The sequence below is a fragment of the Sinobaca sp. SA16-1 genome, assembly GCF_059510515.1.
Map to the genome: position 1 here is coordinate 332,224 of NZ_JCAKFL010000001.1, position 23,643 is coordinate 355,866.

General features: G+C 47.9%; 20 protein-coding genes. 9 read left to right on the forward strand and 11 right to left on the reverse strand.

What is annotated here, in order from left to right:
* Nucleotides 1-3: 3 nt before the first annotated feature.
* The 5 genes from AC5W2J_RS01540 to yfcC all read right to left on the reverse strand — a co-directional run bounded on the left by AC5W2J_RS01540 (nt 4) and on the right by yfcC (nt 7,359).
* Entirely contained in the window at nt 4-714 is a 711-nt protein-coding gene (locus AC5W2J_RS01540) for a FadR/GntR family transcriptional regulator (protein ID WP_496057721.1), read from the reverse strand.
* Between the two features lie 167 nt (nt 715-881).
* Nucleotides 882-3,302 (reverse strand): bifunctional diguanylate cyclase/phosphodiesterase, encoded by a 2,421-nt coding sequence (locus AC5W2J_RS01545; protein WP_496057722.1) that lies wholly within the window; start codon nt 3,300-3,302, stop codon nt 882-884.
* A gap of 201 nt (nt 3,303-3,503) precedes the next feature.
* A complete protein-coding gene (locus AC5W2J_RS01550; RefSeq protein WP_496057723.1) occupies nt 3,504-4,049 on the reverse strand; it encodes a DUF1697 domain-containing protein in 546 nt (181 codons plus the stop codon).
* Between the two features lie 624 nt (nt 4,050-4,673).
* Complete coding sequence (iadA, locus tag AC5W2J_RS01555) at nt 4,674-5,840, reverse strand: beta-aspartyl-peptidase (protein ID WP_496057724.1); 1,167 nt, start codon at nt 5,838-5,840, stop codon at nt 4,674-4,676.
* A 19-nt stretch (nt 5,841-5,859) separates the two neighbouring features.
* The gene (gene yfcC / locus AC5W2J_RS01560) at nt 5,860-7,359 is read right to left on the reverse strand and encodes a putative basic amino acid antiporter YfcC (protein WP_496057725.1); all 1,500 of its coding nucleotides are present in this window, start codon (nt 7,357-7,359) and stop codon (nt 5,860-5,862) included.
* 153 nt (nt 7,360-7,512) lie between these two features.
* On the opposite strand from yfcC, the gene AC5W2J_RS01565 reads away from it, so the two are divergent.
* A complete protein-coding gene (locus tag AC5W2J_RS01565; RefSeq protein ID WP_496057726.1) occupies nt 7,513-9,459 on the forward strand; it encodes a sigma-54 interaction domain-containing protein in 1,947 nt (648 codons plus the stop codon).
* 67 nt (nt 9,460-9,526) lie between these two features.
* Here AC5W2J_RS01565 and AC5W2J_RS01570 read toward each other — a convergent pair whose 3' ends face one another.
* The 3 genes from AC5W2J_RS01570 to AC5W2J_RS01580 form a co-directional block, all read right to left on the reverse strand.
* Nucleotides 9,527-10,012, reverse strand: a complete 486-nt coding sequence (locus tag AC5W2J_RS01570) for a GNAT family N-acetyltransferase (protein WP_496057727.1) — start codon at nt 10,010-10,012, stop codon at nt 9,527-9,529.
* 363 nt (nt 10,013-10,375) lie between these two features.
* A complete protein-coding gene (locus tag AC5W2J_RS01575) occupies nt 10,376-11,773 on the reverse strand; it encodes a sensor histidine kinase (RefSeq protein WP_496057728.1) in 1,398 nt (465 codons plus the stop codon).
* Complete coding sequence (locus AC5W2J_RS01580; RefSeq protein WP_496057729.1) at nt 11,770-12,465, reverse strand: response regulator transcription factor; 696 nt, start codon at nt 12,463-12,465, stop codon at nt 11,770-11,772. The genes AC5W2J_RS01575 and AC5W2J_RS01580 overlap by 4 nt, the downstream gene beginning before the upstream one ends.
* 415 nt (nt 12,466-12,880) lie before the next feature.
* Here AC5W2J_RS01580 and AC5W2J_RS01585 point away from each other — a divergent pair, with 415 nt between their 5' ends.
* From AC5W2J_RS01585 to AC5W2J_RS01600, 4 genes are all read left to right on the forward strand, one after another.
* Nucleotides 12,881-13,096, forward strand: coding sequence for a helix-turn-helix domain-containing protein (locus AC5W2J_RS01585; RefSeq protein WP_496057730.1), 216 nt, complete (start codon nt 12,881-12,883; stop codon nt 13,094-13,096).
* An 86-nt stretch (nt 13,097-13,182) separates the two neighbouring features.
* Nucleotides 13,183-13,764, forward strand: coding sequence for a M15 family metallopeptidase (locus tag AC5W2J_RS01590; protein ID WP_496057731.1), 582 nt, complete (start codon nt 13,183-13,185; stop codon nt 13,762-13,764).
* Nucleotides 13,765-14,134: 370 nt separating this feature from the next.
* Entirely contained in the window at nt 14,135-15,826 is a 1,692-nt protein-coding gene (locus AC5W2J_RS01595; protein WP_496057732.1) for a gamma-glutamyltransferase, read from the forward strand.
* 148 nt (nt 15,827-15,974) lie between these two features.
* Nucleotides 15,975-17,090, forward strand: coding sequence for a DUF418 domain-containing protein (locus AC5W2J_RS01600; protein ID WP_496057733.1), 1,116 nt, complete (start codon nt 15,975-15,977; stop codon nt 17,088-17,090).
* Between the two features lie 68 nt (nt 17,091-17,158).
* On the opposite strand, the gene AC5W2J_RS01605 is transcribed toward AC5W2J_RS01600, so the two are convergent.
* On the reverse strand, nt 17,159-19,177 hold the full coding sequence (locus tag AC5W2J_RS01605; protein ID WP_496057734.1) for a copper-translocating P-type ATPase: 2,019 nt from the start codon (nt 19,175-19,177) through the stop codon (nt 17,159-17,161).
* A gap of 145 nt (nt 19,178-19,322) precedes the next feature.
* On the reverse strand, nt 19,323-19,643 hold the full coding sequence (locus tag AC5W2J_RS01610; RefSeq protein ID WP_496057735.1) for a four-helix bundle copper-binding protein: 321 nt from the start codon (nt 19,641-19,643) through the stop codon (nt 19,323-19,325).
* A 172-nt stretch (nt 19,644-19,815) separates the two neighbouring features.
* Here AC5W2J_RS01610 and AC5W2J_RS01615 point away from each other — a divergent pair, with 172 nt between their 5' ends.
* Genes AC5W2J_RS01615 through AC5W2J_RS01630 form a run of 4 tightly spaced genes read left to right on the forward strand, consistent with a single transcriptional unit; the run spans nt 19,816 to nt 22,992 of the window.
* Nucleotides 19,816-20,514, forward strand: coding sequence for a response regulator transcription factor (locus tag AC5W2J_RS01615; RefSeq protein WP_496057736.1), 699 nt, complete (start codon nt 19,816-19,818; stop codon nt 20,512-20,514).
* Nucleotides 20,511-21,872, forward strand: a complete 1,362-nt coding sequence (locus AC5W2J_RS01620; protein WP_496057737.1) for a HAMP domain-containing sensor histidine kinase — start codon at nt 20,511-20,513, stop codon at nt 21,870-21,872. The genes AC5W2J_RS01615 and AC5W2J_RS01620 overlap by 4 nt, the downstream gene beginning before the upstream one ends.
* The gene (locus AC5W2J_RS01625) at nt 21,869-22,087 is read left to right on the forward strand and encodes a hypothetical protein (protein WP_496057738.1); all 219 of its coding nucleotides are present in this window, start codon (nt 21,869-21,871) and stop codon (nt 22,085-22,087) included. Before AC5W2J_RS01620 ends, AC5W2J_RS01625 begins: the two co-directional genes overlap by 4 nt.
* Entirely contained in the window at nt 22,084-22,992 is a 909-nt protein-coding gene (locus tag AC5W2J_RS01630) for a F510_1955 family glycosylhydrolase (protein WP_496057739.1), read from the forward strand. Before AC5W2J_RS01625 ends, AC5W2J_RS01630 begins: the two co-directional genes overlap by 4 nt.
* A 43-nt stretch (nt 22,993-23,035) precedes the next feature.
* Here AC5W2J_RS01630 and AC5W2J_RS01635 read toward each other — a convergent pair whose 3' ends face one another.
* Entirely contained in the window at nt 23,036-23,593 is a 558-nt protein-coding gene (locus AC5W2J_RS01635) for a DJ-1/PfpI family protein (protein WP_496057740.1), read from the reverse strand.
* Nucleotides 23,594-23,643 lie beyond the last annotated feature (50 nt).

The following is a 23,643-nucleotide window of genomic DNA, read 5'->3' on the forward strand; positions in this document are numbered from 1 at the left end:
CCTTTAGTGGTCAACTCTTGTATCTCCAAGCTTACGCCGCGCGTTCTCCAGATGGGTCCGCATCGCGGTGCGTGCGGCTTCCGGATCGCGCCTGCAGAACGCTTCGTAAATAACCTGATGCTCTTCGTACACTTCCTCGCGCTTTTCCTGCCTGCCGACGTTCTGCGACAATGAATAGTCGAGTGCCTTTTGGAGCAGGCCGCTGACGTTGTTCATCGTCTGTTCCAAAAAGGGATTGCGGGCGGCTTTTAGTATTACGCGGTGAAAGGAAAAGTCGGCCTGCGCGCCTACTTCCTGCTGATCGGCTACGGTTTTGGAAAACTCTTCAAGCGCCTGCTTGAGCTCGTCTTCTTCTGCGGACGTATGGCGGACGGCTGCGAGTGCGGCCGCCTCCACTTCAATTACGCTCCGCATTTCGAGAAGGTCGTGGACTTCTTCCACTTTTACAACGTCATATGGAATCTGCTCAAGCATGTCGACGAGTGGGACGGCATTCACGCGGCTGCCGCCGCCCTGCCTCGATTCCACAATACCGCTTGCCGATAAAATGCTGAGCGCTTCACGGATCGGTGCCCGGCTCACGCCGAACTGGCGGGCAAGCTCCATTTCGGACGGCAGCTTTTCCCCTGCCGGAAAATTCCCGCTTTTGATTTTTTCTTTAATCCGCTCCAGCACCTGGCTGGATACTTTTTTCCGTTCAATCACTGGGTCCATCGGATCGATTCCTTTCTTTTATATAATGAGAAAATCAATCATCTTGTCATGTTGTATGACAAGTTTAGCTGAAATCGTTTCCATTTGGCAAGAAGTTCTTTTACAGAAAACAAAAAGAAACGCCTGCTTCTCCATGTACGAATAGAGAAATAGGCGTTTTATTACGTTTACACGTTGATGGTAGGAAGAAAATCCAAATAGCGCTCTTCCAGCTCCTCGACGAGTAACGGCTTACTAAAGTAAAATCCTTGAATATCTGAACAGAGGTGGGCCTCCAGGTACTCGACCTGCTCTTTCGTTTCTGCCCCTTCCCCTGTGACTTCCAGTTCCAAATAGTGACTCATGGCTATAATGGCCTGGGTGATTTTTTCTGTTTTGTGATCCGTCTCTACGCCCTGCACGAAGGTGCGGTCCAGCTTCAGACGCTGAATAGGGAAATCCTTCAAATACGAAAGGGAACTGTAGCCCATTCCAAAATCGTCTATCGCCAGTGACACCCCTAATGCGCGCAGCTGATGGAGCATTTGAATGGAATGCTCCACATGATCCATCGTCATGCTTTCCGTTACTTCCAGCTCCAGCAAATGCGGCGGCAGCTCATATTTTTCTAAAAGCGTTTCTATATAGGAGACGAGCTCCACCGACTGAAACTGCCTGGCGGATAAATTAACAGAAACGAGAATCGCTGTTCCATTGTCCTGCCAGTGCTTTGCCTGCCTGCAGGCCTGATCGAGAACAAAGGCTCCTAAAGGAATAATCTGGCCGGTTTCCTCGGACAGAGGAATAAATTCATCCGGGAAATCAATCGAGCCGTCGCTTCTCCGCCATCTGACCAGCGCCTCTACTCCTACAATCTGCCGGTGCTGACAGCCGATACGCGGCTGGTAGACAAGAAAAAACTCTTCCCGATCGATGCCCCGCTGCAAATCCAGTTCTTCCTGAAGCAGGTCCCGGGAGGCTTCCGCCAGCTGCAGATGAAAAAACGTCACGGTGTTCGGCCTTTTCTTTTTGGAGGCGTACATGGCCAGATCCGCATGTTTCATTAACGTATCCGGATCCCAGCCATCCTGCGGCGCCAGCGCAATGCCGATACTTGATGAAGTAGACAGCGAATAGCCATCTATAAAAAAGGGCGTTCGAAACGCATCGAGAAGGGTTTCCGCCTCCTGCTTCAGGTCTGCCTTTGACGTATACCCGCTGAAAAAGACAGTAAATTCATCTCCCCCGAGCCGGGCGAGAAATCCAGATTCCCCTATTTTATTTTTCAGACGTTTGGCCACAGCCTGCAGCAGTTTATCACCTATCGAATGGCCCAGGGAGTCATTAATTACTTTAAACCGATTCAAATCGAGAAAAAATAAAGCATAGGTCTGATCTGTCTGACGAAACATTTCCTCGAGATGCTTTACAAACGAACGACGGTTCGGAAGGCCTGTTAATAAATCATGATAGGCGACTTGATAGAGCTGCTGTTCCCCCACCACCTGCTCGGTAATATTACGGGCAATCCCGTGAACGCCATCGAGTTCTTCATTTAAATATAAAGGGATCAGCGTTACGTTGAGGTAGAGCGGCATGCCTTTTGCTATAATCGCCGTATCGAAATTCAGCGCCCGTTGTTCGGTAACGACCTGCCAAAAAGACTGAACCGTGGCGTCCACCACATCTTCCTGAAACAGCTGCTGCCACGTCGTCGACGGCCACTGTTCCTGAGAAATGCCGGACCATTCCACTCCCGTGTTATTCATTTTTCGAAACGTCCCATCCAGTTCCACGGTAAAAATTGCATCGACGCTGTGTGTAAGCAAAGATTGATAGCGCTGTTCATTGTCCGTCAGCTTTACTTCCTGTGAGACAAAACGCCGGTCGTAAAATGCCACAAGAAGGAAAAACCCTTGAATCGCAAATGCCAACAGGCCGATAATGACAGCCATCGTTGTGCTGTTGATTTCATTAACAGCCGCTGCATCCGTTTCCATTTGAAAGCTGGCGGCACTCATTCCAATATAATGCGTGCCGCTTATTGCTGTTCCGAGCAGAATTGAACTTACCGCTATTACTGCGTTTTTTCTGCGGGAGGGCGGCCAGGCAGGAAACACATAAAAACACCGGAGCGCCACAATCGATGCTCCTACAGATACAATAATGGAAAGCAGCAGAAGCGGAAAATCATATGTAATAGCGACATAATCCATCGCTTCCATTCCAATATAGTGCATCGCCGCAATCGAGCTCCCCATGCATAAACCGGCAATCAGCAGACGAACGCCTTTCATAGAGGAGGAGACAGAAACGACCCAAAAAGCTATTAAAGAGCCCAGCCAGGCCGCACCAAACGAGATAATCAGCAGCCAGGTATTATATGCAGAAGGTATTCCTATATGTACAGCCATCATTCCAATGAGATGCATCGACCAAATGCCCATCGCCATTACGAGGGACCCGCCAAACAGCCACAGCTTCCGGCGCCCTCCTTTGGAATCGACCATTTGTGCGGATACATGCAGCGCAGCGTAAGAAGCTAATACAGCTACCAGAATGGATATGCCAACCGTTCCTAATTGATACGATTCAATTCCTTCACCCATAAGCTTTGCCCCCCCTAACAGTCCGCTTTGTCCTGCATATCAAACGTGTCCTGTGTTTATATATACGTCCTTAGTAAAATAAAATAGACCTCTCTTTATTATGCAGGCATTATCCCGGAATACAACATGATAATTTAACTATACAGTAATTAATACAAAACGAGCAGAGAGGAGTTCCTCTCTGCCCGTTTTGCAAGCAGGCTATTCCACCCGGTCCTGCATGATTTCATATATCTTACGGCCCGTGTTCACGTTTCGCACCGTCATCTGCTTGTACCATTTTGTGCCAACTATCCTCGTTAATCCACTTTTGGTTACATCTTTTTTGTCTACAGACCAAAGAATGGCTCCCGGGACATATTTCACTGTATCGACAGCCGGCTTAATAACCAAATGGTCAAGTATAGATGCATCATCCACTTCGTCCCATAAAAACAACACATCGCTTTTCATGTTTTTGTCGTTTTTCCATGTGTCCGGAACGGCGTCCATGATCTGCCTGATCTCCTCGATGCTGCGGATGACTACTCTAATGTGTAATCCGAAATCTTTGTACATTGCTTCTTCCAGCACGCGGGACAACTCTGGTTGGGACGGGCTGTGATGTGAAAAAATGACGTTTCCTGTATTAATATAGGTCACCACCTCATTCATCCCGGCTGTTTCGAACGCCTGCTTCAAAAGCTTCATGTCTACTTTATTTTTCCCACCTACGTTAATCCCTCTTAGAAGAGCGACATAAATCATGCTTATCCCCCTTTCTTTTTTTACAAATATCAGCTGTGGCACGCCGTTTAATAGTCGTTTTCTCTTAATGTGTATTTCATATACATATTATTTACAGCACATTATCTGACAAACCAATTGCAGGCTTTCTTTTAATCCCATAAGGTAAAGACTATGACTTACAGCTTATCAAAAAGGGGGATGTATCGTGAAATTTCTTATGGCGCTTTACAGATTCTGGACCAAAAAAGAAGCTGCACCCTATGATTCCTTACACACCGCAGAAGCTTACGTCGGCAGCGAAAAATACTGGAAGCCGAAAGAATAACAGACATACTTACACCAAAGAGATGCATAAATAGAAATTGTTTTTAAAACAACAAAAGAGAAAAAATACGTATTTTTATACGAAAACCTGTACAGGGGTGCTTTCCGCAGGCCGAGCCTTAAGCTAAAGAGGAAAAGAACAACCTCTTTATCTTCACCGATGGCTGTTCTGCAGGAGTCACCCCTGTTTCTTTTTCTTCTCTCCTTCTCACCAAAGCATTCATAGAATTCGAGATCATGTATAGGTATACAAGGTGAAATAGTTTCTCGACAATCTGAAAAAGACCGATCTAAATAGATCGGTCTTTTCGCCTGTTATTACCCAAACGTATCTTGAATGAGCATTTCCTTATCCAGCATCATACATTTGCCCTTCGCCCAAAGGCTGTCTACGTTCCAACCGCTGTCCAGCAGGAGTACATCCCCGTCCATGCCGGAAGCGATTCTGCCTTTTTGATGGAGCTTCAGCACGGAGGCCGGATTTTTGGTAACGGTTTTGAGCGCCTGTTCCGGGGATACACCTTCTTCTACAACAGCGGACTGAAGGGCACGATGCAGGCTGCCAACATCGGCTGCGGTCAAGCCAATCAACTCTCCTTCAGCATTGAACTCCGGAAGGCTCCCCTGGCCGTCGGAAGTCATTGTTAAGCGGTCCTCACTCACACCCGCTTCCAGTGCCCGGCGTACAGCTTCGGGTGCATTCACTTCCCCGTCCTCGAGAAACTGCGGAATGGTACTCGTCGTAAAGTCAATTACTCCACCGCGCCCAGCAAAGGCAAGTCCTGCCTGGAACAGCATTTCGGTGCGATTTACGTGGGTCGGGCAGAAGCTGGTTAATGGCAGTTCGGTCGTATCCGCCACTTCAAACAGCGGATCGAGCCTGCTTTCACCGGCACCAATATGCACATTTACAATGCCCGCTTTTCCGGAAAGCATGCCCCCGATTCTCGCCTGGGAGGCGACTTTCGCAAGCTCCTCTTTTGTCGGCTGCGACGAACGATGGTCGCTTATTGCTACTTCCCCGACTCCAATAATCCGATCAATCAGCAGCATATCATCCTCTATGGCTCCTGTAATTGTACGAACCGGAATGTGATAATTGCCTACATGGCAGTAACAGCTGATGCCCTCTGCTTCCAGTCCTCTTGCTTTTGTCACAAGCTCTGCTGCCGTGCGGGTCGTGCCGTCTGTACCGATCACTCCAACCACTGTCGTAATACCCGCTTTCACTGCCTGCGAGATCCGAAGCTCGGGCGTACGGGTCGCAGGGCCCCCCTCGCCGCCGCCGCCGATAATATGCACATGGCTGTCAACCAGCCCCGGCACCAGGTATTTCCCTTCTGCTTCCACAACCCGTACATCAAGCGTCTCCGGAATGGCTATTCGATCCTGTACCACGGCAATTTGCGTGCCGCAGAGCAGTACATCTTTTCTGCCCAGCGGTTCCGGAGCGTATACGTCGGCTCCGCGTATTATCGTAAACATCGTATTCCTCCTGTCGTTGTTATGAGAAGTCAATGAGCACCGCGATAATAACAAAGGCAAGCGCCAGCGCCATCATCAGCAGCTGAAATTTAAAAATAAACCGGAACCACGTCCCCCAGCCGACGCGTGCTGCTCCGAGTGTACCCATAAGCGCCGCCGAGGTTGGAACGATCATATTCGTCAGCCCGTCTCCCAGTTGAAATCCAAGAACCGCAACCTGCCGCGTGACGCCGGCAATGTCAGAAAGCGGAGCGATCAGCGGCATTGTTAATGCTGCCTGGCCCGAACCGGAGACAACAAAGAAATTAATGATCGACTGGAATAACAGAATAAATGAAGCAGATACGACTTCCGGCATATTATCCACAAGGCCGCCTGCGGTATACAAAATAGTATTTAATACAGAGGCCGCGGCCGGGTCATCCCCGCCGAGGATAATCACAATTCCTTTTGCCATTCCAACGATCAACGCTGCCGGAAGAAGCTGCTGCGCCCCTTCACTGAAACCTTCCGCTATATCGTTTATCGTCATGTTATTTAACTTAAACAGGACACCAATTACCCCTGCAATCAGACCGATTGTAAAAAACTGCGTTGCAATTTCCGGAATGTAATAAGCATCACGGACGACTCCCCAGACAATCCAGACAATTCCCAGGCCGAGCGTGGTGACCACGAGCGCGTCTCCAAGCTTGAACTTTCCGTTGATATCCTGCGCACTGCTCTGCGATTTGAAATACGCATTAGCTTCAGGCGAGTACGATTTGGAAGGATTCCGCCGCACTTTGGAGGCGTACCACATCGTGTAGGCAATCCCGAGGCCGGTGAACACGATCCACATGATAATTCGGAAAGGCGCCCCGGATAAGACCGGTACGTCCGATACCCCCTGGGCAATCGCTACACCAAACGGATTCATCCACGAAGACGCAAATCCGATCTGCGTGGCTACATACGTGATCATGACGCCTGTTATCGCGTCATATCCGAGCGCTATGACAAGCGGAACCAGGATGATCGCAAAGGCAATCGCCTCTTCCCCCATACCAAACACTGCGCCGCCAAGCGAAAAAATGAAAAACATAACCGGAATCAGCAATGCTTCCCTGCCTTTTGTTTTGTCGATTACCGCGAGGATTCCCTGATCGATTGCTTTTGTACGCATAATAATCCCAAAAGCCCCGCCAATAATAAGAATAAATGCAACAACTCCGACTGCGGATCCCCATTTATCCCCCGACACCAGCCCTTCAAACATATAGTTCAGAAAACCAGCCTCACCAAACGGCTCAAATAAACTAACTCCGTCCCGCACCGGATTCCCTGCTTCATCGGTTTCATACTGAAATGTTTCCGGCATAAGTACCGTGCGCGTATCCTCCTGACCCTGATTGTCATATGTAACGTCTTCTGTTTCAAATATCCCCATCGGTATTAAGTACGTCATCAGTGCTGCCAGGACGACGACTCCAAATATAATAACGAACGTGTGCGGCATTTGAATGCCTTTTTTAAACATAATCGCTGCTCCTCTCTTTTCATCTATGCCCTGTTACTATGCAAATTAAATGCCAACGCTGCATCCGGGCAGCAGCGCGTTTTTATTTTCATTACTCTATTTATATGTTGTTGTGTTATTCTGTTTAAAAACATATAAAGAAAGGTTGATTCGATGATTGCACTCATTGCCGGGAGTAAAAAAACAGAACAGGTGCTGCTGCACCAGCTCAATCATCTGCTTGGAGACTTTCTGGCGATTAAAAGCTGCGCGCTCGATGAGGAGCAGAGCCCGGCCTGGATCAGTCGCGCCGACATGTTTGTGTTTTCTTCGATTTCTGTACGCAGGGAATGGGAGACTCTTCACCCTGCCCTCGATACGTATGGATTGACCGGAACGCGTACAATTGATCCCGAGGCGTTTCCTCTGCTCTTAAAGCAGCCGGAAGGAAAGATCCTTCTCGTCAATGATGACAGCACATCGATTCAGGAGACGGCCGAATCCTTATACCAGCTGGGCTTTAATCATCTAACTCCGGTCCCATATGATCCGGGACGTATGTATTACGGGGAACTCAACACCGCCGTAACGCCGGGGGAGCCGGAGCGCTGTCCGCCTTCTGTGCCAAACGTGATTGATATTGGCGTCCGGCCATTTAATATGGCCACGCTGCTTAATATTGTTTCCTTTTTTCAGCTTCCGCTCGCCTCCTCTATCTCAGAAAGATACTTACAAACCATTGTCCAGCTGCAGCAGAACCTGCTGCAGCAGGAAGAGCATACGAAAGCATTGAATGCCCATTACCACGAACTTTTAAATCAAATGGATGATGCCATTCTTGCTTTTAACAAAGCGGGCCGTATTACAGCCGCCAACGAACGGATGGCCGCGTTGATAGGTATGAAAGAAGAAACGCTGCTCGGCCGGCCGGTAAACGACATTTTAAAAGAGACACCGATTGGAGACTTTTTAACGAGCAGCGACCGCAGAAAATTCATTACGATCAACAACAAGGAGTACTTGCAGTACAAAACGACCACCTCGTCTTTTGAGGGGTCCATTCTAACTATTAAAAGTGTAGAAGCCGCCTATGAAGTGGAACAAGCCGCTAAAAAAGCGCAGCTGCAGGGGCTCCGCCCACAGTATACGCTTGATGATATTATCGCCCGCGATCCGCAGATGACCGCAGCCAAGGAAGCCGCTAAAAAAATGGCCGCCTCTTCCCATCCTGTGTTGATTCAAGGGGAAACCGGGGTCGGAAAGGAGCTTTTTGCTCATGCGATTCACTATAATTCACCAGTATGGCAGGGTCCATTTTTCGCCGTCAACGCCGGGGCGATGACGGAAAGCCTGCTGCTGAGTGAACTGTTTGGCTACGAGGAGGGAACCTTTACCGGGGCGCAAAAAGGCGGGCGCCGCGGTCTTTTTGAACTCGCTTCCGGCGGAACACTGTTTCTTGATGAAATCGGCGACCTCAGCCCAAATGTGCAGGGACAGCTCCTGCGCGTGCTCCAGGAAGGCGAAATACGCCGTGTCGGCGGGGACCGTAACATATCCGTAGAAGTCCGGATTGTGACAGCTACAAATAAAACGTTAAAAAAAGAAGTTCAAAACAATACGTTCCGCAAGGATTTATTTTACCGCCTGCAGGTGCTTCCATTGATGATCCCACCCCTGCGCAGCCGTAAGAAAGACCTGCGTCTGCTTATTGAAGAATTTCTTCCCCCCGACCGGACGATTTCCAGCGAAACACTCCATGTGCTTGAGTCACACTCGTGGCCCGGTAATATTCGTGAATTAAAAAGCTGCCTTGCCTATGCCGTTACGCTCAGCAGTGGAGAAATACAGCCGGAGGATCTGCCTGAAGCTGTGCGCTCCGTTTCCGATTCTACCTTTCTGACACGAGAGCACGAAAGCCTTCTGGCGGCTCTTGCTGCAAACGAACGAAAAAGCCTCAAGCAGCTGGCAGATGAAATACCGGCGTTAAGCCTGCAGCAGATACGCCTGCGGATCAATGAGCTTCACCAGCACGGCCTTGTGACAAAAGGACGCGGCCGGATCGGCTCGCAGATTACCCGGGCGGGGTTGGAAAACGTGTCTCCTCATGCTGACAGGGGCTGAACGTTAACCCTACTTATGCGAGAGACCGATTAGGGGGCAATAACTGCTTCATATGCACCACCTGGTTTTATGATGAAATATCACCTGACTTTGTATAAATATCAAAATGAAACACATCTTCTTTTACACCCAGGGATTCATACAGCGCCACGGCCGGTTTATCTTCTTTGTCTGCCTGAATGTATATAAAAGAAACACCGAATTGTTCAGCTTCCCGGAAAAGAAACTGCAGCAGGCGGGTCGCGGCTTTCTGCCGGCGGTAATTCTCGTCGACCGCAAGATCGTAGACATATATTTCCGTCGTTTCCCGCTCCAGTTTGTCGAACACATAGGCGGTGAGTGCGGCAATCACCCTCCCTTCCGTTACAGCGGTGCAGACGATAATGTGATCCTTGGCAAGTTGTGTGAGCAGGTATTGATCGGACGGCTTGTGATGCAGATATGTTTCTTCCTCTTCAAACGCTGCGCCATACAGCTTATTGATTTGTCGCATCTGATCCAGACCGATGCTGTCCGCCTGAAGCCGATAAAACTGCAGGTTTTGACTTCCCATTATTATTTATTCCTCCTCCCTTTTTTTCAAAAATGTAAGACAACTTATTTAGATCCACGCAGCACGTAAGCTATTCTTATTTATTTTCTACACTACCAGAGGTTTTCCTCCCTCAGCTTTTTTCAGGCTCTTCACCGATTTTTGACAAAGGCTCATCCGTTGTAATCGATCAGGATAACATTTTAAAAAGATTAATTTCCTAGCAATAATAAAAAAAGCCTCCTGAGTAGTTTCAGGGGCTTGCATTACTATGAATATTAAATCGGTAAAAAGGTTCTCTCGTTATGTTACCTTTCAAAAAAGAAGTCATTTATTAAGGGAAAGTAATCCTCATCATTTTGCTTTAAGCCCGCTATTATCCATTTAATGTAACAGAGGCAGTTTAATGTAAAAACTGGTTCCTTCCCCTTCTCTGCTTTCTACATATATTTTTCCCTGGTGAAGCTCAATGATTTTTCTGCAAATTGTCAGGCCCAGACCAGAGCCGCCAGTACTTCTTGATCTCGACTTTTCTACTCGATACAAGCGCTCCCAAATATAAGGCAGATCCTTTTCAGGAATCCCCCGTCCAGTATCAGACACACAGATCACCCCATGAATGGATTCTTTATATAGCTTTACATTTATCTGTGCGTGTTCACCGCTGTATTTTTGTGCATTTTCCAGCAGGTTGACCAGTACCTGTTGTAATCGGTACGCATCTCCATCTACGTATAAAGGGACAGGTGATGGATGATAAGACAACTCCATCTGACTGTCTTCGATAGAAGGACCAACTAAATCCAGGGAATTGATAATAATCGTTTCCAAAGACACGCGGGATAATTCTAAAGAAAAGCCTTTCTGTTCTATACTGGACAGGTCGAACAGGTCCTGCACCAGTCGTTCGAGTTGAATGCTTTGATTCTGCAGAACATGTAAATATCTTTTCTTTTCTTCTTCATTGGACACCATATCAGATAAAAGGACATCTACGTACCCCTTAAAATATGTCACTGGTGTCCGTAGTTCATGGGAGATATCCGCAAAAAACTGTTTGTTTTGCTGCTCGTACTGTTGAATCGCATCGGACATATGATTAACAGAAGTAGATAATTCCGAAATTTCGTCTGATCCTTTCACTTCCAGTTTATTTTCGTATTCTCCTTTCGAAATTTGTTTTGTAATATGTATCGTCTGCAGCAAAGGCCGGACAATTTTTTTAGAGGTCGCGAAAATAAGAAACGCTCCTATACCAGCCATCAAAATCCCGGCAACAAGAAGGATACTTTGGAGAAAAGTAACAGCTTCCTGCACTTGACGCGTAGAACCGAGCATAATAATTTTATTTACTTCTTCGGTGTCGGGATTGGTCATAGACTGCGTCACAAAGTAGTCTTCTTCTTTCCAGTTTGAGGAAAGGACGGCATCATGCTCTCTACCGCCATGGGTGAGAATAGATTCTACATAATACGGGTCTAATTGGTATACCTCTTCCGACGCAGACAGAATGTCCCCTTCATGATCTACAACAATAATCATTTCAGAAGAAGTCCCTTCAATCAAACCCGCATGGTATAGGATAGCTTCATTGAAATGATCATTAAACACTTCCGCATAGGCGTCACCCCGCTCCGTGAGTCCTTCCAACGTATCGTGTGTATAAAAATTAATAAAAAACAAATAAACCGCGGTACTAATAATAAAAACCAGCAGGAAAAAAATAGTAAACAAAAACGCACCCAGTTTCACAGAAATACGACTTATTTTAGGAACCTTCATAGTATTTTATAACCTACTCCCCAAACCGTCTGAATAACTGATTTTCCTGAAATACCAGCTAGTGTTAGTTTATCCCGCAGATGTTTAATATGACTGTCTACACTTCGGTAATCTCCAATAAAATCATATCCCCATATTAATTCAAAAATATCATCCCGGCTGAATACCCGGTTTTTATTAATCAATAACAACTCTAAAATCGCGTATTCTTTTGGAGTAAGAGATAATTCCTCATCAAGATAATAAGCTTGATGCGCCTCTTTATTTAGGATAATCCCCTTATAATACAGCTTCATTTCCTGTTTGGGCTTCTCGTGCTGCTTATAATTATTTCTTCGCAGGAGAGCTTCGATACGCGCCAGCAGTTCTTTTTGATTAAAAGGCTTCGTGATATAGTCATCTGCCCCTAATCGAAGACCCGTTACCTTATCGGTCAACTGATTGCGGGCGGTAATCATGATAATCGGAACATCTGACCATTCTCTTATTTCTAAACAAGTATCAAAACCATCTTTTTTCGGCATCATCACATCCAATAAAATTAAACTGTACTTTGTTTCTTTTAGTTTTTGTACAGCTTCTTTTCCATTTGACGCTTCTGCTACGTGATAATTCTCATTTTCAAGATAAAGAGTCAACAACTCCCGCATCGGCGTTTCGTCGTCTACAACAAGAATGGTTTGGCTGTCCATTTTTTCCTCCCCCTCCTAAAAAAATCTGCTTTTATGCCATTTAACAATGCCCTAATGAAAAAAGGCATATATTATATCTACTCTCCAGGAATTATACTTTCCGAACTGTTTATTACCTATTGTAGACTATACAATGCTGAACATAAAAGCAGGCTCATTCCATAAATCCACACATTACCCTTCCCCAGCCTATTCTTAACTCATCTAAACGTAGTCAAACAATAGCAGACAATTGTGAATTTTTTGTTAGTTTTTTCATTTTATCTAATTATTTGTTAATACACATTACAAAAACGATTAAAAATAGATAAAAAGACCTAGCAAAAAACATATTTTATTCGCATTTTCATGAAATGCTATGACAAACGTAGAAATTAAACATTGCAGGGTAATAACGAATAAAGAAAGGATGAGCATGATGAATGGAGAAAATATTAAATTCTATCGTCAAAAGTATCAGCTTTCCTTATCGGAGTTAGCACGGTCAGCCAACGTATCGGTATCTTATTTATGTACGGTAGAAAAAAATAAAAACGCAAACCCCGGCCTGGTATTTTTATCCAAGTTATCTACAGCATTAAACGTTTCTACGCAGGATTTACTTTATGGACCCTTTCAGCGGCGTATGTAACGAATAAAATTATATAAAAAAAGCACGATGCCGAATTAAAGGCAGCTTAAAAATCATTTGGCAAAAGCCGATAAATAAAGAAAACGATGGACTATGGAAAGGGACTTTCACTCATGAAATGGGCTGCAGGATTATTTATATTTATGCTTAGTGCTGTTTTTTTAGTAGTATTTGTTATCTCGCATCATCTGGAAAACGTAGAAGCACAAGAGAAGAAGGTATCTCTTCAAGAAAATAGTTCCACCCACGAACTGCACCCCGAATTGGCCGCCAAAAGAGACCGCTTGATTCGACGTACCAGTCAACGAGGCATCGATATTGTTATTACAGCCGAATACAGAACGGAAGAGGAACAAAACGAGCTCTACGCTCAAGGAAGAACGACCCCGGGACCTATTGTGACTACTTTACGCGGAGGAGACTCCTACCATAATTATGGATTAGCCTTTGATTTTGCTGTCTTGGACGAAAACGGTCAGCATCATTGGGATATAGACCGGGACGATAATGGAAATGGTACACCCGACTGGGAAGAAGTCGGTCAAATCGGAAAGGACTTGGGACTGGAATGGGGTGGAGATTGGGAAGATCTTCAGGACCTTCCTCATTTCCAGGAAACGTTCGGGTTGAGTATTTCTGATCTAAAAGAGGCTAAGGCAACCGAATAAGCGATGGTGTAATAAGTGGCTGCTGCTCCCTTCCATCACTGCACGGAAGAAATGAAAAGGCAACTTTATTTCAAATGGATATACAAGGGTATAAAATAAGAGTATCAAAATCATTAGGAGGAGTTGTTATGATAGAGTGGGACCGGGGCATGATGGGCGGCGGCGAATAATCCGGTATGAGCCCCTGAGTTAGGATTAAAGAAACATTCCGTGTTATGTATGCATAGGTCTCATGCTTTTACAGTACTGGGAATCTTCGAAGTGAAATAAAGTCTATCTATCGAGCTGTTAATCATAATAGTCATAGGTTTTTGAAAGCGCATTCGCACATAAACAAAAATACATCCAGCTGGAAAAAGGAGACTGACAGATGCCTGCTAAACCTAACGTATCCATTCTAAGAAAACTTTTCATCGTTCCCGCTGCGGCCGTGCTGTCCGCTTTGTTCATAAGCGGTTGTGCTCCTGAAGAAGAGAGCGAAACGGAAAGCCCTCCCGTTGAAGAAGAAAACACAGCAAATGAAAATGAGGAAGAAACAGCGCAGGAGGATGGTCCGCCTGATACCCCCTCCTCCTATGGCGTAAGCGCCGGACACCCTGATGCGGTCGATGCCGGGATGGAAGTACTCGACCAGGGAGGAAACGCAGCCGATGCCGCGGTCGCTGCAGCATACGCCGTATCGGTAGTTGAACCATTTGCTTCCGGTATCGGCGGCGGTGGTTCCGTGCTGATTCAGGAACAGGGCGAAGCTCCGCAGGCTTATGATTACCGGGAAGTGGTGCCTGAAACCGGCATCCCCTCCTCTGATATCGGAGTACCCGGCTTCACAGCCGGCATGGCGGAGTTTCATTCGGACTACGGCGTCTCCGACTGGGCAGATCTGATCGAACCGGCTGTCACACTGGCGGACAGCGCTGAAGTGTCCGGGCTTTTGGCCGACCAGCTGGAATCGGGCGCAGACAGTCTGCCGCTTGAAGAGCTCGGTCATCTCTATCCGAATAGCAGCCCTTTGGAAGCTGGCAGTACAATGGAACAGACCGAGCTTGCAGAGACGCTCCGGGACATCCGTGACAGCGGTGGCAGCACCTTTTATGAAGGAGAAGCCGGGGACTCATTGGCTTCGCAGATCGAAGGACTGGACGCTGCCTCTCTGGAAGCATTTGAAGTAGGCCGCTACGAGCCGTCGATCGGCACCTTTGCCGGATACGACGTAATCGGTGCCGCCCCGCCGCTTCCCGGCATCAGCGTTATTCAGATGCTGCAGATCCTCGAAGAACGGGACAGCATGGTTGCAGGACGGGAAAGCACTGATTTTATCCACGATACTGCCATGTCCTGGAAGCTGGCCTCCCAGTTTATTGAAACAGACTACGGCGATCCTGCTTTTGTGGACGTGCCGGTGGACCGGTTAACAGACCCGGACGAAAACGCGGCTTTGGCTTCTGACATTTCCAGTGACAGCCTTGCTGCTGCCGATGAAAGACCATCTTACGCGGGAGGAGATCCGAACACCACTCATATAACAGTTGTCGATGCGGATGGAACGTTTGTGTCGATGACGAACACCCTGACAAACTTCTGGGGATCCGGTGACTATGCGGATGGCTTTTTCCTTAATAATCAGATGGACCGGTTCAGCATTGGCGAGGGAAGTCTTAATGCACCGGAGCCGGGCCGGCGGTCCGTCACGTGGTCTTCTCCTATGATTGTTGCCGATGAGAATGGACCTGTGCTTGGCATCGGCAGTCCGGGAGGCGAACGCATTCCTATTATGCTCGCTCAGGTTATCGCTGACTGGGCGGAGGAAGATACCACCTTGGCCGAAGCCGTCGAATCCCCACGCTTTCACCTGGAAGATAACACGCTGATTATGGAAGAGACGCCCGGGCCGGCGCAGCGCGACGAACTGCTCGCTATTGGGTATCAGGGAGTTCGCACTCCCCCCAATCCTCTCTACTTCGGGTCGATCCAGGCGTTGACGCTGGACCGTGAAACCGGAGAACTTTCAGGTGCCAGGGACGAGCGGCGCGAAGCAGACTGGCGGATCCATGACATAGAGTAAACCTGTTCTGTTATCTCCTTTTAATTAAATAGAAAGAAAATCTTCATCTTTTCTTCATATCTTTCTATTATCCTTGATAAGGGTTCTTTCACCCGCTTTTTTATGAGCACCTGCAAGACGTTTCCTTTTCAAGAAAGAAGGTGTTCCCGTGACACTTCCTGCACACCAGGATCAACGGATAGATATATTGGATCAAATACGGGGCGCAGCGTTATTCGCTATTTTTTTAGTCAATATCCCCGGCCTCGCATCGGTGGCAGATGCCGGGCCGTTTACGATAAACAGCTTCCTTGAAGCAGTACTTGCCATTGGCCTCGAAAACAGCGCCAGGCCGTTGTTTGCGTTTATGTTCGGTATCAGCCTCGTGCTTATATACGACCGGTTACGCACAAAAGACATCCAACCTTACCCTGTGTTAATACGGCGGCTGGGGCTGCTGTTTTTTATCGGAGCCCTGCACGGCTTCTTCGTGTGGGCCGGCGATATTCTCCTTCTGTATGCCGCCGCCGGATTTGTTCTTCTGCTGTGTATCAGACTGCCGGCTAAATGGCTGCTCGGCCTCGGTTTCTTCTTTTGGCTCGGTTATTCCACCGGCATTGATCTTCTCAACTACTATACGGCCCTTCAGATGCCGCCGGACAGCTGGCTTAAGGATACAGTGAACGTAGAGGCCTACCCTACCGGAGCCGAATATTTATTGATTGAATTTTCTTCCATGATTGATCATCTCGGCTATTTCCTGTTTGGCATGTACGCCTACCGGAGCGGCATTTTTTCCAGGCAGTGGGCCGGACGGCAGCAGAAATGGCTGATTGGGTCCGGGCTGCTTCTCGTTGGCTTAATCGGTAAAACGGGCATCTATTTTGACGTGGATGCCGTCTTTTTTCATCATTTAGATGATTTCTATTCGTTTCTCGTAAGCCTCGGGATTGCTGTTGCCCTGTTTCTGCTTGGCACCGGCCGCAGAAAAGCGGTGCTTCTTCCTTTTGCCGCTATAGGGAAATTGACGTTTACCCATTATCTGATGCAGTCGCTTATTATGGTCAGCCTGTTTCAGGAAAGCGGCCGGACCTTTTTTGAAAACCTTGGTATCTGGACCGCTCCAAGCTATGTGTTCGCTCTTCTTATCGGCCTGCTTTTATTCGGCCTCCAGATGATAGTCAGTCCTTTGTGGCTGAGAATCTTCTATTACGGCCCGTTCGAGTGGATATGGAGAATGGGAACCTATTTAAAATGGGTGCCTATCCTTCGTCGGCGGTCGTAAAATACAGCTTAGAAAAACGCCTTTCCGAATGGGAAAAGGCGTTTTTTGTTATTTCCAGGACAGCACTTTTATTCTGCCTTGAGTAATTTTGCATTAATGGCAACGATCACCGTACTTAAAGACATCAGCACAGCTCCGGCAGCCGGGCTCAAGAGGATGCCAAATGTATAAAGAACCCCGGCCGCTAAAGGCAGCGCAATAATATTGTAGCCTGCCGCCCACCACAAATTCTGAATCATCTTTCGATAGGTAGACCGTGACAGCTTCAACAGCGCAACGACATCGTGCGGATCGCTTTTTACCAAGATAACATCCGCTGATTCAACCGCTACGTCTGTGCCGGCGCCAATCGCGATTCCCAGATCTGCGTTAGCCAGGGCCGGCGCATCGTTCACTCCATCTCCTGTCATGGCAACTTTCAGGCCATCTCTTTGAAGTTCTTTGATTTTTTCTGCTTTTTCGTGAGGAAGCACTTCCGCATACACCTGGTCCAATCCGATCTGTCCACCGATCCAGGAGGCCACTTTCTTGTTGTCTCCAGTCAGCATGATTGATTGTACACCCATTTTCTTCAGCTCGGCGACCGCCTTTTTTGAACTTTCCCGCACCTGATCGGCAAGAGCGATCATAGCAGCAAGTTCCCCATCGACTAACACGAATACGACTGTTTTCCCCTGATCTGACAGGCGGCTGAAGGCGGCTTCGTCAATTAATATCCGCTCCTTTTTCATATATCCGGGGCTGACAACCTTCACGCTTTTTCCATCCACTGTTCCTTCCAGCCCCTGTCCGGTAAGAGAAGAAAAGGAAGAAGGAGAAACGATAGAAAGCTGTTCCTGCTCTGCTGCACGAACTATTCCCTGTGCAATCGGATGAGCGGATTCATTTTCAATTGATGCAGCCAGACGTAATATATCCTTTTTTTCGCCTTTTACTGCAGTAAAGTCAGTAATCGCAAATTCTCCCTTCGTCAGCGTCCCCGTTTTATCAAAAATGACGGCATCGATATAACGCCCTTCTTCGAAATTCGTGCGGTTGCGGATTAACAGCCCTTTCTTCGCTGACAGGCTTGTGGACACGGCTGTTACCAATGGTGCAGCCAGCCCTAATGCATGGGGACAGGCAATGACCATAACCGTCACCATTCGTTCAATCGCAAAATTAACGGAAAAACCAAATGCAATCCACAGTACCAGAGTAATCGTACCGGCAGCAAGCGCTATATAAAATAACAGTTTCGCCGCACGGTTAGCCAGATTCTGGGTGCGGGATTTCGATTCCTGTGCTTCCTGTACCATCGTGATCACTTGTGACAAATAGCTTTCTTTTCCTGTTTTCTCCACCTCAACTGTAAGTGATCCCTCTCCATTAATAGAACCGCCTATAATCATATCCCGGACCGATTTCCTCACAGGGACGGATTCACCGGTCAGACTGGATTCATCGACCTCTGATTCCCCTTTTCGAATCACCCCGTCCACCGGCACTTTTTCGCCGGGTTTCACGAGAACCATTTGACCGGCCGTCAATGCAGAAATCGATACATCCATGAGTTCCCCGTTATCCTGAAGCAGGTGGGCATTGGACGGCATAAATTTCACCAATTCCTCCAATGCATTGGAAGCGCCCATGATGGAGCGCATTTCAATCCAGTGCCCGAGCAGCATGATAACAATAAGCGTTGATACTTCCCAGTACATATTATGGCCCGACACCCCAAACACGACGGCTGTACTGTAAAAATAGGCTACCGAAATGGCCAATGCTATCAGCGTCATCATGCCGGGGTTTTTCTGCTGCAGTTCTTCTTTGGTTCCCTTTAAAAAAGGCCATCCGCCGTAAAAATAAACCAGGCTGGCTAACACAAATAAAAGATACATATCTCCATTAAAACGCCAGTTTACTCCTATAAATGTTTGAATCATCGGAGAGATCAGCAGAATAGGAATAGTCAGCAGGAAAGATACATAAAATCTTTTTTTAAAGTCTTCCCCATGCCCGTGCTGAGAATGATCTGTTGTTTCGTGATGGTGATCGTGTTCGTGTTCGTGTTCGTGTTCGTGTTCGTGTTCGTGTTCGTGTTCCATTATAAATCCTCCTTTGTTTAAATATACCCCTACACTGTATATGTATTTATTTTATTATATACCCCCATACGGTATATAAACAACCTTTTTTTATTATAAAAAAAACCTGAAAGCTCTTTTTCGAGCATTCAGGTTTTGCTTTCAATTATGAAGCGGCCTGACGACAGGCATCGGCGCATGTAAAGCAGGCTTTTGCACATTCCTGGCAATGGTCATGATCGTGCTTTTCGCATTCTTTCCCACAGGCTTCGCAGATCACCGCGCAGACACCGGCCAGTTCTTGTACGAACGGGCTGTTCCTTGCAATCGCCTGTTCAAGGTAGCTGCACATGTCCGCACATTCTCTGTCCAGACGGATACATCCGGCCATCATGGTAACGTCTTCTTCCCGCAGGCATTCGTCAAAGCAGTAGCCGCAGGCCTCCATGCACTCGTGCAGCGCGCTGATAAGTTTTTCGTGATTCATGTGTTATTCCTCCTTTTATTTTGTCGGTTATACGCCCCTTTTACCCCGGAAGTGTGAAGAAAGTATGAAGATCTGGATGTTTTTATAGATCATGCCGGAAACGAAACTTCACACAAAAACCATACACCCCTGCTAAAATGAAAGTATCTTGTATAAAGGGAGGCCAAAAAAAGTGGAGACTCCTATTCTAATAGTAGATGATGAAGCAAACATGCGGCAGCTTGTGACTATTTATTTATCCAAAGAAGGCTTTCAGGTTCATCAGGCAGCTTCAGGAGAAGAAGCCCTTGAACTGATACAGCATACCGCGTTCCGTGTTGTTATTATTGATATTATGATGCCCGGCATGGACGGCTGGACGTTATGCCGGATGATTAAGGAACGATATGATGCCGGCATTCTCGTGCTGAGTGCCAGAACGGAAGTCAAAGACCGGGTAAAAGGGTTGAACCTCGGCGCGGATGATTATTTAGTCAAACCGTTTGACCCGGAAGAATTAACGGCCCGGGTCCGGGCGATTATCCGGCGCAGCACCACCGCCCAGGAAGCTCCGGCTTCCCTCGTTCTGCCTGAGCTGGAAATTGTGTATGAAACACGGGAGGTTATCGTTCAAGGCGGTTCCGTGGAGTTGACTCCTACGGAATACATGATTTTGCTGCTCCTCGCGGCACACCCTAAACGAATTTATACCCGTGAAAATATCGTCGAGCAGGCCGATCGATACGAAGAGTGGCATGATTACCGAAAAGTAGATACCCATATTAAAAATGTACGAAAAAAACTACAGGCTGCCGGCCTGTCCTACAATCCCATTAAAACCGTCTGGGGCGTCGGGTACGCTTTCCACCAGCCAAAGGAACAAAACCAATGAATACCATATTTCTCAAACTGTTCGGATCGGTGCTGTTCTTATTTTTGATTGTGCTTCTGCCGTTCGGGTTTGTCGTTCAGCAGATTTTCTCCACTTACAATGAATCCCACCTGCAGGAGGAAACGGCTGAGCTCGCCCGGCAGCAGGCGGATCTTCTGCCTCTTCTGGATGAACGCAGCCTTCCCCTGCTGGTTGATGCCCTGTCGGAAAATACGGCACGGGACATCGCTCTAACTGGAGCTGAGGGAACGATAGAGGCCTCATCCGGCATTGAAGGATTTACTGCGGTCAACCGGAACACAGCGGGCACATACCGTGATGAAACGGATGGCGGTGAATATTACTACGCCGAAGCGGAAGCCGAAGCCAATCCATTTCAGGTAACGTCCGTTTATGTCTTTTCGCCCCAGCATCTGCTTGGGGACTCCATGAATGATCTGCTGCTGGCCCTTCTCTGGGCCGGCGCAGGCTCCGTGCTGCTCGCACTTGGCTTTACATTTATTGCCGCCAGACGCCTTACCTCTCCCCTGCGCACCATGGAAAAGGCAGCCCGCCAGATGGCGATGGGGAATCTGGATATCCAGGTACCGGCTTCTTCCAAAGATGAGCTCGGCTCCCTTGCCCGTTCCATGAATGAACTGACACGCGATTTAAAGAAGTTCCGCAACAACCGGAGGGAGTTTCTTTCCAATGTATCGCATGAACTGCGCACCCCGCTTTCTTACGTGCAGGGATACAGCCGGGCGCTGAAGGAAGGCTGGTACCAGAATGACGCGGAAAAACAGCAGTATGTAGATTTGATACATGAGGAATCGCACCGGATGACCCGGCTCATCAATGATGTGTTTGAGCTGTCCAAAATGGAAGAGGATCGGTTCCCGCTTGCCTGGGAGCTCGTACAGGTCGAAGACATTGCGGCCGGCGCTGTGCAGAAAATACAGTCTCAGGCCCGCCGAAAGGGATTGAACGTCATATTTGACTGTGAGCAGGAGCTGCCCGCCGCGGCGGCTGATCCGCTGCGGATGGAGCAGATCTTTTCAAATATCCTGCAGAACGCTGTGGCTTATACAAACGAAGGCCGCATCAATGTAAAGGTGACCAGGCAGGGTCAAAAGATTGTATGCAAGCTGTCCGATACCGGAAAAGGCATAGAGCCTGAACATCTTCCTTATATTTTTGAGCGCTTTTACCGGACGGATAAATCCAGGGCCCGTGCTTATGGAGGAAGTGGACTCGGACTTGCTATTGCGCGGGAATTAACGGAGCTGCAGCATGGAACGATTTCTGTAAAAAGCACGGTTGATCAAGGCACAAGCTTTTTGATTCAATTTCCTGCGGCAGAGGAGGAAGAGCATTGAGAAAAAGAGAATGGTTTCTGGCTGTACTGCTTATCGTACTCGGCATTCACTGCCTGGTGATGCCCGGCTTTATCCTGACCGGCTCCATGAATGTTCATGCTTATACAGCGCAGATCGTCCATATCTGCCTTTGGATCGGCGCGCCTATCCTCCTCACCGGAGTGATCTATATGTTTTGGAAAAAAAGAAAAGACAATAAAGGAGAACAGCTATGAGAAAGTGGTATACAGCTATTGGAGGAAGTTTGTTATTGTTTACAGCCGCCTGCGGAGAAAACGGGGAGCCTGCCGCTTCGGAACCGGAAGAGAAAGTAACCTTTTCCCACATTCACGGCGCAGGCTTTACTGCGGATGGCGATCATGCGCTTATCCCGGCCCATGACGGCCTGCGGAAACTGGAAAACGGATCCTGGACGGTGCCGGAAGGCGATGCCCATGATTATATGGGCTTTACGATGACCGACAGCGGATTCTACAGCAGCGGCCATCCGTCCCTGCAGACCGATTACGAAAACCCGCTCGGCCTTGTAAAAAGTACCAATGAGGGCCGCTCGATCGAGATGCTCGGCATGGAAGGAGAAGTCGACTTTCATATTATGGATGCCGGCTACGAGTCTCATATCATTTACGCCGTGAACCCGGAACCTCATGACACGATGCCGGAAACCGGCCTGTACCGCTCGGAAGACGAAAGCAGCTGGGAACAGAAGCAGATGGGGGGGCTGGATGGAGAGATTCTATCGCTTTCCGCCCATCCCACGGACGTTGATAAGACCGCGGCCGGCACGATAGACGGCGTCTACCTCTCTGAGGATCAGGGCGATACGTTTGAGCCCGTTTCGACAGAAGCGCCTGTTCCTGCTTTAACCTTTTTAGCCAACGGCGATCTGCTGTATGCAGAGGGCACCGGCCCGGAGACGAAACTAAAAATAACGACAGACGGCGAACAGACAGAGATTCCTGCGCCTGACATTCAGGAAGAAGACAGCACAGGCTATATTGCCCAAAACCCTGAACACCCTGGTACGCTGATTGTCACCACCATAGAACGGGATATCTTCTATACAGAGGACCTGGGTGATTCCTGGGAGCAGCAGGCGGAGGACGGCGAAGAGTTGTAATATAAAAAAACATCACCTGCGCTGCGCAGGTGATGTTTTTTAGTTACAGCGCTTTAACTTGTTTTACAAATTCACGGAGCATAGCAGGAAGGTCAGGCCAGGCATGGCCGGATACGAGGTTCTTGTCCACATAGTCCATTTCATCCATATACTCGGCGCCCATGCTCTGCACTTCCGGCTTGCAGGCATGATAAGCGGTAAGCTTGCGTCCTTTCACGACGTCAGCAATTGTAGTCAGCACCATGCTGCCGTGACACATCACGCAGATCGGCTTATCTTCTTTGAAAAAATGGGCGACAATGTCCGGCAGGTGCTCGTTCATGCGGATATGTTCCGGTGCCCGGCCGCCCGGGATAATCAGCGCATCGTAGTCAGATGCATTAATGTCGGCAAAGGCGACGTTGGCGTCAATGCCATATCCCGGTTTCTCCGTGTAGGTGTCCCAGTCTTCAAAATCATGAATAACCGTGTGCAGTTTTTTGACGCTGCCCGCGGCAATATCCACGTCAAAACCTTCTTCCAAGCAGCGATAGTACGGATAGTATACTTCCAGCGCTTCCACCGCGTCTCCTGTAACAATCAACACTTTAGGTGCTGCCATTTGTAAAACCTCCTTGTATTTATCGTTCTGCTTCTTATTTACACGTTTTG